The following is an 11,671-nucleotide window of genomic DNA, read 5'->3' as shown; positions in this document are numbered from 1 at the left end:
GTACTCAAAATAATCGTCGACTTTCCCTAAAAGGTCTTTTGCAATAGATAGAGCTTGTTCGTAATCAACCATGATTATCTCCTCGTTTGTGTTACAAAATTCCTAACCCGATATGAAAGCTTTAAATTGTCTGTTCTAACGAGACCTACCGATTGCGGTCTTGCCATGCTTAAGTAATGCTGTATGTTTACGCTTTTTCCAGTTTGTAAGTCTCTATAAGCGCTGCTCATTGCTACTCAAGTCTGCTTATTGCTGCTCATTTTGGCCGTGAGCTTGCATGTCTTTTCTGATGAGGTTGCGCAAGTAAGCTGTTTTATTGTCTTGCTTACAAAACCATGCATATATATCCGCGTCATCAGGATAAAATGAAAGCGTATGCGTTTTAACATTGCGCTTACGATAGTTTGAATTAGCGCGCCTTTGCGCTTCCGTTGTTGCCATGGTTTACCCCCTTATATTGTTTATAGGCTCGATACATGATGTGCGTTACAAATGCAGCCACGCATATAATGATTGTTTCTTGCATACGCATACCCTTCTTATTACTTTTAATCGTTGCGAGTATTGTCATAATTATAGACAACATTAGAAAGACAAAGTAGTGGCAACGCAAACACAATTAAGAGCAAATGATGAATATTTTTGTATTAAATGCGCGCGTTCTCTGATAGATAATGAAAAAAGGGAAGAAAAAATAATGGTGGAGAATACGGGGTTCGAACCCGTGACCTCATGGCTGCCAGCCATGCGCTCTCCCAACTGAGCTAATTCCCCATTACGGTCATCAAGACTTATTTATAATATCAAAACATATAATTTCGTCAACACAGATTTTTTACGCTTCAAAAATTATGCTATTTCTTCACGAGCACCAACCTCGCAAACAGATCGTATGCTCGACTGGGCAACGCACATAAAAGTCTATAGACTACAAAAGCCTCTAACCAAGCACTCACCATAAGTTTGTGCTAAGAAAAAACCCAACAGGCTCTCTGTTGGGTTATATGTCTTATGGTGGGCCCAGTAGGACTTGAACCTACAACCAAAGGATTATGAGTCCTCTGCGCTAACCGATTGCGCTATAGGCCCGTAAATACTGCAGCAAAATCATTGCAAGTACGTTAGTAGAATACGCAAGAAAGCTCATTTTGGCAAGCATCAAATTAAAAATAGCTACGACTCTACGTAATTCACACGGGTTAAACAAGACATTAAACAAGTCGAGATAAACGCAATGCAGACAACGCAGAGCGCTTAAACGCTCCAATAACGCTTATACAGCTGTTAGGTACTCTATGCTTGCAATCCTTGACGCTGAGGTACAATCTCATGCACAAGATAGTCCACAACCTCATCTACAGGCACTTCTGTGCGCTCACCCGTAGCGCGGGTTTTAACCTCAACACACGCATGTGCAAGAGCCTTTTTACCACAAACAATTTGATACGGAAATCCCATAAGATCGGCATCATTAAACTTGATACCAGCTCGCTCTCCTCTATCGTCTACGATAACTTCAATACCTGCTTTAATAAGACCTTCAGCCAGACGCTGTGCCACAGGCCACACCGTTTCATCGTGGACATCTAGCGGAATAACAGCTACTTCATAAGGAGCAACAGATACAGGCCAAATAATACCATGCTCATCGTGTGACTGCTCCACAACCGCTGCAAGTGTTCTGGAAACACCAATACCATAGCAACCCATGATAAAAGGCTTTTCGGTACCATCTTCATCCATAAAGGTTGCACCCATAGCCTTTGAATATTTGGTTCCAAGTTGAAAGACTTGAGAAATTTCAATACCACGTGCTGATTTAAGGGCAGTAGAACAACAAGGACAACTATCCCCAGCTTCGGTAACAATGAGGTCTTGCCACTCGTTAATAGAAAAATCTTTTCCAAGACAAGCATGACGAAGATGATAATCTACTTCGTTAGCACCACAAATCCATTGATTGAGATCCTTCAAAGACGAATCAGCTACAACACGAATTCCTTGAGGCAAACCAACAGGTCCAATGAAACCTTTATGCAGCCCAAACTGTACAAGCTCATCATCAGTCATCATGTGATAATCACCAAAAAGATGACTTGCTTTTACTTCGTTAAGGCTACGATTACCCGGAACAAAAACTACAACTGGGTTGCCTGCTTCATCAACAAGCGCAAGAGCTTTACGCGTTAGACGAACATCAACGTGCAAAAATTGTGCCAGATCTTCAATAGTTTGACATGCAGGCGTTTTGATTTTTTCGCACGGAGCAACCGCATCGTCTAAGACGTCTATTTTCCCAACTGCTGCTTCGGTATCTGCAGCATAATCACACGCGTCACAATAGATAAGCTCGGCTTCTCCTGCATCTGCCAAAGCCATAAATTCAACAGAGGTGTCGCCACCAATTTGGCCAGAATCCGCAACCACTGGCACGGCGCGCAAACCACAACGACGAGCAATTGTTGCATAAGCCTCTTTTTCTTGCTCATAACAATCATGCAAAGATTCCTGATTGGCACAGAACGAATAACCATCTTTCATGATAAACTCACGACCACGCATCAAACCAAAACGCGGACGACGTTCATCTCTAAATTTGTCCTGAATATGATAAAGCGTAACAGGTAAATTCTTATAACTTTTAAGTTCATTACGAATAAGATCGGTAAACGTTTCCTCATGAGTAGGACCAAGCGCATACTCATGGTCGTGCCTATCGGTAAGGCGCATAAGCTCTGGACCGTATGCACCCCAACGACCACTTTGATGCCACAACTCTGCATCGGTTAAAATAGGAGCAAGCATTTCCTGTGCGTCGATAGCTTCCATCTCTTCGCGAATAATGGATTCAATTTTTTGTATAGAGCGCCATGCCAAAGGCAAATACGAATATAAACCTGCAGCAGCTTTGCGTATCATACCTGCTCGCACAAGTAATTTATGAGAAGCAATATCGGCGTCAGTTGGGTCTTCCTTAAGAGTTGGTGCATAAAGTTTTGACATTCTTGCATAGCGTTTCAAGATAAATCCTTTCGCTACAGGTATATAACAGCCTTTAATTATACAAAGAAAAGCACGAACGAGCATGGTGACAATGCGTACAAGTGCATAACCTACAAAAATATCTCCTTTAGGAGTTAGCACGAGGATCTTAAACCACATACCATACCTAAGAAATAAACTAACCTGAAAAGAGAATATAATTATAAACAGTCGCCTGCTTAAAAACTTACCTAGATAGTGTCTTGCATTATTAATAAATCACTATGGTTGTTGACTTTTAAACACCAACGCAAACATACTTATAAGTGACCAAATAAATAATATCCACGAGATAATAAAAGCGACGAGAATATACTCTCTCAAAATAGTTAAGTCTAACGAATTGAGACCGTACACACACATAAGCAAACTGGTAGCTGCCATAGTCTTTGCATCAGCAATAGCATATGGCCTTACATCTATTTTATCTCTCTCTTCCTTAAGCATGGTATTATAACCTGAAATCAGCATTAACCACTTATTTCTAAACAGCTGAATGGACATAATAAGAAAAGAAATTGAGAATGAAAAGAAGACTAATGTTTCCATTGCGCTCCTAAAATACACAATGATTTTCTGCCTGTCTTACGATGCGGAAAGCTTATTATCAATTAACGGTTCTTTCTAAATCCTACATGTAAATCAGACATCTTTTGACACGTCATAACCATAACGATCCTGGATCTCCTTAAAGAGCTCAGAAACAATGTTTTCCGCAGGCACACTTCGAATTGGTTTGCCGTTTTGAAAGAGCACACCTTTATCTTTTCCGCAGGCAACACCTATATCGGCATCGCGCGCTTCTCCAGGACCGTTAACCGCACATCCCATAACTGCAACCGAAATAGGAGCCTTTAATTTAGTGAGTCGCTCGGAAACAACGTTAGCCATCTCAATTAAATTAACTTGACAGCGCCCACACGTAGGGCAACTTACCATTTCTGGAGTTAGTCGTCTCATGCCAAGTGAGGACAGTAAATCCCATGCAACGTATACTTCCTCTACAGGATCTGCAGTTAAGGATAGGCGGATTGTATCGCCAATACCTTGTTCAAGAAGAATACCTACGCCGACGCAATTTTTTACGGTACCCTGCCTTAGGCCTCCGGCTTCGGTTACACCAACATGTAAAGGTATGTCTGGCAAGGCTTGCGACAAATTTCGATAGGTTTCAAGCGTAGTGGGAACAGAGTGCGCCTTAGCAGACAAAACGATGTCATTAAATCCACGGTCTCTAAAATGCTCAACATAGCCTGTAGCAGAGGCAATCATTTTCTGAGAAAGGGTTAAATCATCGCGCGTATCAAATTTGCGATCCAAAGAGCCTGCATTAACACCAATACGAATGGGAATATGAGCCTGCTTTGCAGCATCAATAACCTTGTCAACTTTTTCCATGGACCCAATATTTCCTGGATTAATGCGCAGCGCAGAAGCACCACGCTCGGCAGCCTCGATAGCTAAACGATAATCAAAATGTATATCAGCAATAACAGGCAGCGGACTTTTGCGACAAATTTCTTCAAAGCCATCAAGGTCACTTTTAAGCGGAATTGCAACGCGAATGAGTTCGCAGCCAGCAGTCATAAGCTTGTTGATCTGCTTAAGTGTTGCCTCAGCATCTGAGGTCTTAGTTGTACACATCGACTGAACAGACACGGGTGCTCCCCCACCCACTGCAACATCTCCTACAAAAACCTGATGTGTTTTAGAACGAGCTTTCACCATAGTATCTTTCTGTTGTAACCAAATTTTAGTGCACGTAGCACACTTTTTAGTGCACGTAGCTCACGCGCCTCTTAGATGACTTCTTGCTTTATACAGAAGCCATATCGTTTTATTACCCCTGAATAAGAGCTGCTATATCGTTTCGCAACGCAAAAACAAAAAGCAACAAAAAGAGCGCAATTCCAATATAGGTAACAAACGTTTGGATTTTAAGTGGCACTGGCTTTCTAATAACTACGCCAATGATTTCAAAGAGCGCTTTACCACCATCTAAAGGCGGTATGGGCAAAAGATTCATACAGCCAAGTGACATCGAAATCATAGCAGCAAGCATGAAAAACTGTTGCGCGCCTTCTTCTGCAGCGCGGGCAGCCATGGTTGAGATTCCCACCACGCTTGAACTTTGTTGCACAGTTTGTAGTGCGTATTGAGGCATAATGAGTCTACACACAAATTGGGTAACCTGAACAGTATACGAAGTAGCAAACTGCAAAGATTGCCCGATGCTTGGATACACCACTTTTGTTTGAGCGTGAATACCAAAAAGCTCATGAGGCTCAAGATGAGAAAAATCAACCGTTGAGCGCACCTGTTGCCCATCGTGCACATATTTCATTTCAAACGTGGCGCCGTCTTCCATTTTATCTGACAAAACGCGAACAATATCAGTCCATGAGTGTACGGGCTCACCATCAAGCGCCACAATCTCGTCACCAGTGGATAAGCCAGCATCTTGTGCAAGAGAATTTGCCTCAACTTTACCTAAAACATTGGAATCAACCGTAGTAGTCACACCTGCTATGCTCAGTGTGGCAACAAGAACCACAAACGCAAATACAATATTTACACATGGCCCTGCTGCAAGAGCTATAAATCGTTTGATAAAACTTTTACCCGTATACGTACGCGCTTTTTCGTCTAGAAAAAATTGATGAGAATCAGAAAGCGTATAATCACTACCAGCTGGTTTTACCTTCTCGGGCAAAAAATGATGACCTGTATCAAAAAGCGTTAACATCTGATCGTCACGTGCAACAGTGGTATATATAATGTCTTGTTCACTACAGCTAGAATCGCTCGTCGCTTTTTGTATCGAAGCCCAATCGGCCAACACGGCTAAAAGCTCATGCGCATACGCAGTGCTACATCCAAGTGCCTCGGCACATGCGCCGGCTGTTGTGCGTCCTTGTGTATAAACAAAGGTAAGACACTGCTCTAACAGTTCATCATCAACATGCGCCATGCCGCAGATACGTGTATATCCACCAAGCAACAAAGGAGTAATGCCAATCTCGGTTCCCCATCGTTTGAGTTTATAGGACCATCTATATTTACAGGGCATGCCGATAAAGAATTCGGTCACACGCATCCCAAACAGACGAGCAGCAATAAAATGTCCCGCTTCGTGAATAGCCACAAGAAACGACAAGACAACAGCTCCCCAGAATATAGGCAGTATAAATTGAAGGACTAACGTCATACATTCTCCGAAACTAAGATAGATAAGTTTGTGCACACATGCGTGCCTGCGTGTCTACTTCGCGAAGTTGCTCAAGTGATTCAACGGGTGCAGGCTCACATTTTTGCATTGTTTGGGCAACAATACGTTCGATATCTAAAAATGAACAGCAACCTTCTCTAAATGCTTTATTAGCTACCTCATTTGCAGCATTCATAATACATGGCATGGTTCCACCCGTTTTACCTGCTTGTAATGCAAGTTTTAGGCAACCAAACGTTGTAGTGTCAGGAGCTGCAAAACTAAGGTCAGAAATAGTTCGCCAGTCGGGTAACTTTGTTGATGGCGCATCCCAACGATTAGGATAGCTGAGCGCATATTGAATGGGAATACGCATATCAGAAGGTCCAAGTTGAGCTTTTGTTGTGCCATCTTTAAATTGAACCATAGAATGAATCATGCTTTGTCGGTGGATAACAACATGAATGTCATCAATTGGCAGTTCAAACAGACGCGTTGCCTCCAAGACTTCTAAGCCTTTATTCATAAGTGTTGCCGAGTCAATCGTAATTTTTGAACCCATTTTCCACGTAGGGTGACAAAGTGCATCGGCGGCAGTAACTCCGGCAAGCTCAGCACGCGTTTTAGCGTAAAACGGTCCCCCTGAACAGGTAAGCCAGATATCGCTTAATTCACGTAACGACTCGCCTTGAAGACATTGAAAAATTGCACTGTGTTCAGAATCAACTGGGATAAGCTTCCCAGGCTTAACAAGCGGCATAATGAGATCGCCAGCTACAACGAGCGATTCCTTATTAGCATAAGCAAGTGTCTTGCCGCATTTAAGCGCGTGATAGCCCACTTCCATGCCTGCAGCTCCAACAATAGCACACACAACAAGGTCAATTTCGTCTCTTTGAACAATATCAAGGAGCGCTTGAGAACCAAATTTGCACGAGCACGTGGCAGGAAGATTATCCAGGATGGCATCATTTTTATGTGTTTCATCAACCACGACAACGTGCTGGGCATCACATGTACGCGCCGCTTTAACGAGAGCGTCGCACGAATTAAATACTGAAAGTGCAACGACATCAATCTTATCGCGGTGTTGGAGGCATACATCAAGCGTTTGAGTGCCAATTGAACCCGATGAACCTAGAATTGCCACACGCAAGCGTTTATGAGCATATTCATTAGATGAAGATGAATCAAACTGCTGAGAAGAATTTGTAGTAAATAAACTCATATAAGACCACCTAAAACAAGCAAAAAATATGCTGCGGTGCACCCAAAAAGCATGGAATCGCTGCGGTCAAGCAAACCACCATGACCAGGCATTATAGTGCCAGAATCTTTAAGGTGCACCGAGCGTTTAATACGAGATTCAAACAAATCACCTATGACAGAAACAATACCCACAACTAAACCGCAGATAAGAGCATATCCAAGTGAAATAGGAACGAGCTTGAAATAATAAATACCAAACCACACCACAACAGACGCAGCAAGACCACCATAAAACCCTTCGATACTTTTATGCGGAGAAATGGTAGGTGCAAGCGGATGCTTACCAAAATTACAACCAACAAAATACGCCGAAATATCATTTGCCCAAACCGAACACATAACTACCAGCGTTAAAACGGCAGCACTAAAATTTGGCTGGCTACATCTTAAAAGTACGATATGTGAAAAAAGCAGCGACGTATACATGGGAGCAAAAAAACTCAGGGCGGTATCAGCTATCGTAACATGCGGAGACGCAATATAAAACACGCTTAATACTAACGCATAAAGTATTGCCGTACCCAAAAGAAGCGTATACGAATTAAAAAGGGCTAATATTGGAAAAAGCAACGCAACGAATAACCCCACAAAATCATAAGGATTATAGTGTGCGAGCTTAATCATATGAAAAAATTCTGAGCAGCAAAGCCATGCCATAGCTGCAATTGCAAATGCAGTACTCGTAGGATCGGCATAAATACAACTCACCACAGCAACCGAGTATAAAACACCTGAAAATACACGAAGTAAGAGCTTCTCGGTCCATGCACGAGCACGTTGCGTTTTGAGCTCGCCTTTTTCCCTAACCGATTCTTTTTGACTGCGTCTTTCTTCGAGCTTTTTTATACCACGCTCTAAGCCAAGACCAGATGTAAGGCGCGGGCGTATTTCTTGCTCTGATTTATGAGCAGAGCCTCTTTTAGTAAAAACGTGCAATTTACTCACGAACGAACACCCCCAAATCGACGCGTTCGCTCTTGATATGATTTAATTGCTCTCAAGAAATCCCATTTAGTAAAATCAGGCCATAACGTTTTGGTTATATAAAGCTCAGAATATGCAATTTGGTACAACAAATAGTTTGAAAGACGCATCTCACCCGATGTGCGTATCACCAAATCAGGATCAGGAAGGCCGCTGGTATAAAGATACGACGAAAGCACTTGCTCATCAATATCTGACGGCTTAAGTTTTCCATCTTGTACCTGGGTAGCTATGCTTTGAGCTGCGTGAACAAGATCATAACGTCCACCATAATTTACTGCCAACGCAAATACCATGCCCGTATTATGCTGAGTTTGTTGAAGGCCTTGTTTAAATACCTTACGCGTAGCTGCAGGAAGAGCGTCAATATTGCCAAAGAAACGCAAACGAACATTTTCTTGCGCAAAAAGAGGCAACTCCTTAACCAAAGTGGTAGCAAATAAGTGCATAAGCAGAGTAACTTCGTGCTGAGGACGTTTCCAATTTTCGGTAGAAAACGCATAAACGCTCAGCACCTTAATTCCCAAACGAACCGAAGCAGTTACAATTTCTTTAAGCGAGGAAACTCCAGCTTTATGGCCTAAAGCTCTATCCAAGCCACGCGCCTGCGCCCAACGACCGTTTCCGTCCATAATAATGGAAACGTGCGAAGGCAAACGATCCAACGAAATATCAGATAAACTTGTATCGTCTGGCGGACAAGAAAAATATGATGCTAACTCTTGTGAAATAGACAACTAAATCTCCATGACCTCTTGTGATTTAGCTTTAAGCATTTCGTCTATCTTTGCTACAAACTCATCAGTAAGCTTTTGGATAGCCTTCTTTTCGCGACTAACGTCGTCTTCATTAAGCTCTTCATCACGTTCTGCTTTATTATTAGCATCGCGACGAGCGTTTCGCACAGCAACTTTTGCGTCTTCTGCATATTGCTTACATTCTTTTACGAGTTCACGGCGACGCTCTTCGGTTGGCTTAGGAAACGGCAAACGAATGGAAGTTCCATCATTACTAGGCGTTATGCCTAAATCAGAAGATTCAATAGCTTTTTCAATAGCTTTAAGCGAAGACTTATCCCAAGGCTCAACAACCAACATTGAAGGCTCGGGAACCTTAATGCCAGCAAGTTGCACAATTGGAGTAGGCTGACCATAGTAATCTACCCGAATACCATCAAGTACCTGAGGATTTGCACGTCCGGTACGAACCTTAGAAAAATTATTCTTAAGTGCATCAATACATTTATTCATGTGTTTTTGTGCTTGATCGGTATATGCGCTCATATATCCTCCTCATGTTGTTGTCTATGCTACCACGAAAAAATTCCTATAATATCTGCGTGCTAAACCTACTTAGACGTGTCTTCACAAACAACCGTACCAACATTTTCGCCCTGTAGTGCACGATCAAAAATACCTTTTGCATCAAGATTGAATACCATAATTGGCATATGATTATCATTGCATAAGGCGGTTGCTGTAGAATCCATAACTTGCAATTCCTTTTTAAGGACATCCATATAGGTAATTTTGTCGAATTTCTTTGCGTTGGGATTCTTAACGGGATCGCAATCGTAAATACCATCGACTTTAGTTGCCTTCATAAGAACTTGCGCGCCAATTTCGCAAGCGCGCAAAGCAGCTGCTGTATCGGTTGTAAAGTAAGGATTTCCCGTACCAGCCGCAAAAATGGTGATACGGCCTTTTTCCAAATGACGTATTGCACGACGTCGAATATAAGTTTCTGAAACCTGATGCATTTCAATTGCGCTCATAACGCGACATTGCATATCGTTATGCTCAAAGGTATCCTGAAGCGCAAGCGCATTGATAACAGTTGCAAGCATACCCATGTTATCGCCTTGAGCACGATCCATACCTGCAGCTGCGCCAGAAAGACCACGAAAAATATTGCCTCCGCCAACTACAACAGCAATTTCGAGCCCTGCATCATAGGCAGGCTTAAGCTCGTGCGCTATATGCTGAGGAACAACAGGATCAATACCAAAGTCTTTATTACCCATAAGGGCTTCACCTGAGAGTTTAAGAAGAACGCGCTTATATTTGTAAGCCGACATAGTAAACCTTTCCATATAAACGTATATGCAAAAAAGCCGCATATATCTGTGCATCACATGTAATGCATGTTTTTCTTATTTTAACAGAAGAGCACGCATGCTCAGTAAGGAATGTACGCAAAGCAAAGAAGTTACAAAGAAATGAGCAAGAAAAACCCGACTTATCAAAGATAAATCGGGTTAATACTACGTATACAAAAGATGAGAGAACTTATTCTTCACCAAAAGCATAACGAACAAATGAAACGATCTTAATAGAGTCATCACCAACAGACTTACCTACTTTTTTAGCAAGTTCAATAACCGTTACGCTTGAATCCTTAATGAATTCTTGTTCGCTTAAAACGCTTTCTTTAAAGTATTTCTCAAGTTTGCCTTCAGCCATTTTTTCCTGAATAAATTCAGGTTTTCCACTTGCCGCAGCTTGAGCCATGTAAATGCTCTTCTCATGAGCAATAACATCAGCTGGAACATCCTCACGACGTGCGCTCACAGGTGCAGATGCCGCTACTTGCATAGCAACATCGTGAGCAAATGTCTTGAACTCTTCGCTTTCAGCAGTTTCGGGCTTGTCAAAGCTAAATTGGCAAATATCTGCAAGCTTGCCACCAAGATGGATGTAGCTGCTCAAGCAACCATCCTCAGCAACAACACGCTGAAAACGAGCAACTTTCATGTTCTCGCCAATAACGTGAATCATTTCAGTTAATTCATCGGCAACGGTAGAATTATCCAAAGGACATGCTTTAAGAGCCTCAACGTCACTAGGATCATGCTGTGCAACACATTGAGCCAGTTTATTTGCAAAAGAAGTAAACTTAGGGTTAGTGCCTACAAAGTCTGTTTCACAAGTAAGCTCCAAAAGTGCACCAGTTTTACCGTCTTCAGAAACATAAGCAGCAATGGTACCTTCATTCGTATCACGACCAGCGCGTTTAACAGCCTTTGCAACGCCCATCTTGCGAAGTACGTCTACAGCTTTTTCGATGTCACCCTCGGCTTCTACTAAAGCTTTTTTACACTCCATCATAGGCGAGTCGGTCATTTCACGGAGTTGTTTAACCAATGCTGCGCTAATTTGTGCCATGATT

Annotated in this window: 11 protein-coding genes and 2 tRNA genes; all 13 read right to left on the bottom strand. The window is 42.3% G+C overall.

The window, feature by feature from the left end; genetic code table 11:
- Positions 1 to 246 precede the first annotated feature (246 nt).
- Positions 247 to 441, bottom strand: a complete 195-nt coding sequence (locus tag AC5GD6_RS04245) for a hypothetical protein (protein ID WP_464361084.1) — start codon at positions 439 to 441, stop codon at positions 247 to 249.
- Positions 442 to 698: 257 nt separating this feature from the next.
- Positions 699 to 774, bottom strand: a tRNA-Ala gene (locus AC5GD6_RS04240).
- Between the two features lie 238 nt (positions 775 to 1,012).
- Positions 1,013 to 1,089: transfer RNA gene (locus AC5GD6_RS04235), tRNA-Ile, on the bottom strand.
- A gap of 204 nt (positions 1,090 to 1,293) precedes the next feature.
- Positions 1,294 to 3,021: a proline--tRNA ligase gene (locus AC5GD6_RS04230; protein ID WP_491846304.1), complete on the bottom strand. Its 1,728-nt coding sequence runs from the start codon at positions 3,019 to 3,021 to the stop codon at positions 1,294 to 1,296.
- A 243-nt stretch (positions 3,022 to 3,264) separates the two neighbouring features.
- Complete coding sequence (locus tag AC5GD6_RS04225) at positions 3,265 to 3,591, bottom strand: DUF3784 domain-containing protein (protein WP_311444335.1); 327 nt, start codon at positions 3,589 to 3,591, stop codon at positions 3,265 to 3,267.
- A 93-nt stretch (positions 3,592 to 3,684) separates the two neighbouring features.
- Positions 3,685 to 4,770 carry a flavodoxin-dependent (E)-4-hydroxy-3-methylbut-2-enyl-diphosphate synthase gene (gene ispG, locus AC5GD6_RS04220; protein WP_491846303.1) on the bottom strand — a complete coding sequence of 362 codons (1,086 nt, stop codon included), beginning with the start codon at positions 4,768 to 4,770 and terminating at the stop codon, positions 3,685 to 3,687.
- A gap of 112 nt (positions 4,771 to 4,882) precedes the next feature.
- Positions 4,883 to 6,250: a M50 family metallopeptidase gene (locus AC5GD6_RS04215; protein ID WP_491846302.1), complete on the bottom strand. Its 1,368-nt coding sequence runs from the start codon at positions 6,248 to 6,250 to the stop codon at positions 4,883 to 4,885.
- A 13-nt stretch (positions 6,251 to 6,263) separates the two neighbouring features.
- Positions 6,264 to 7,478, bottom strand: coding sequence for a 1-deoxy-D-xylulose-5-phosphate reductoisomerase (dxr, locus tag AC5GD6_RS04210; RefSeq protein ID WP_491846301.1), 1,215 nt, complete (start codon positions 7,476 to 7,478; stop codon positions 6,264 to 6,266).
- On the bottom strand, positions 7,475 to 8,464 hold the full coding sequence (locus AC5GD6_RS04205; RefSeq protein ID WP_311430853.1) for a phosphatidate cytidylyltransferase: 990 nt from the start codon (positions 8,462 to 8,464) through the stop codon (positions 7,475 to 7,477). Before AC5GD6_RS04205 ends, dxr begins: the two co-directional genes overlap by 4 nt.
- Complete coding sequence (gene uppS, locus AC5GD6_RS04200) at positions 8,461 to 9,240, bottom strand: undecaprenyl pyrophosphate synthase (RefSeq protein ID WP_061102510.1); 780 nt, start codon at positions 9,238 to 9,240, stop codon at positions 8,461 to 8,463. The genes AC5GD6_RS04205 and uppS overlap by 4 nt, the downstream gene beginning before the upstream one ends.
- Entirely contained in the window at positions 9,241 to 9,786 is a 546-nt protein-coding gene (frr, locus tag AC5GD6_RS04195; protein WP_416436989.1) for a ribosome recycling factor, read from the bottom strand. It abuts the gene before it with no gap.
- A gap of 65 nt (positions 9,787 to 9,851) precedes the next feature.
- Positions 9,852 to 10,580 (bottom strand): UMP kinase, encoded by a 729-nt coding sequence (pyrH, locus tag AC5GD6_RS04190; protein WP_061102512.1) that lies wholly within the window; start codon positions 10,578 to 10,580, stop codon positions 9,852 to 9,854.
- Between the two features lie 211 nt (positions 10,581 to 10,791).
- Positions 10,792 to 11,667 (bottom strand): translation elongation factor Ts, encoded by an 876-nt coding sequence (gene tsf, locus AC5GD6_RS04185; RefSeq protein WP_061102513.1) that lies wholly within the window; start codon positions 11,665 to 11,667, stop codon positions 10,792 to 10,794.
- Between the last annotated feature and the right edge of the window lie 4 nt (positions 11,668 to 11,671).

The organism is Fannyhessea sp., assembly GCF_986145555.1.
Note: the sequence above shows the minus strand (reverse complement) of the source record. Positions and strands in the feature narration are given on the sequence as shown.

Excerpts from the sequence above, each read along its gene's own strand:
- AC5GD6_RS04245 (WP_464361084.1), bottom strand. The coding sequence starts at position 441 with ATGGCAACAACGGAAGCGCAAAGGCGCGCTAATTCAAACTATCGTAAG.
- AC5GD6_RS04225 (WP_311444335.1), bottom strand. The coding sequence starts at position 3,591 with ATGGAAACATTAGTCTTCTTTTCATTCTCAATTTCTTTTCTTATTATG.
- ispG (WP_491846303.1), bottom strand. The coding sequence starts at position 4,770 with ATGGTGAAAGCTCGTTCTAAAACACATCAGGTTTTTGTAGGAGATGTT.
- AC5GD6_RS04215 (WP_491846302.1), bottom strand. The coding sequence starts at position 6,250 with ATGACGTTAGTCCTTCAATTTATACTGCCTATATTCTGGGGAGCTGTT.
- dxr (WP_491846301.1), bottom strand. The coding sequence starts at position 7,478 with ATGAGTTTATTTACTACAAATTCTTCTCAGCAGTTTGATTCATCTTCA.
- frr (WP_416436989.1), bottom strand. The coding sequence starts at position 9,786 with ATGAGCGCATATACCGATCAAGCACAAAAACACATGAATAAATGTATT.
- pyrH (WP_061102512.1), bottom strand. The coding sequence starts at position 10,580 with ATGTCGGCTTACAAATATAAGCGCGTTCTTCTTAAACTCTCAGGTGAA.
- tsf (WP_061102513.1), bottom strand. The coding sequence starts at position 11,667 with ATGGCACAAATTAGCGCAGCATTGGTTAAACAACTCCGTGAAATGACC.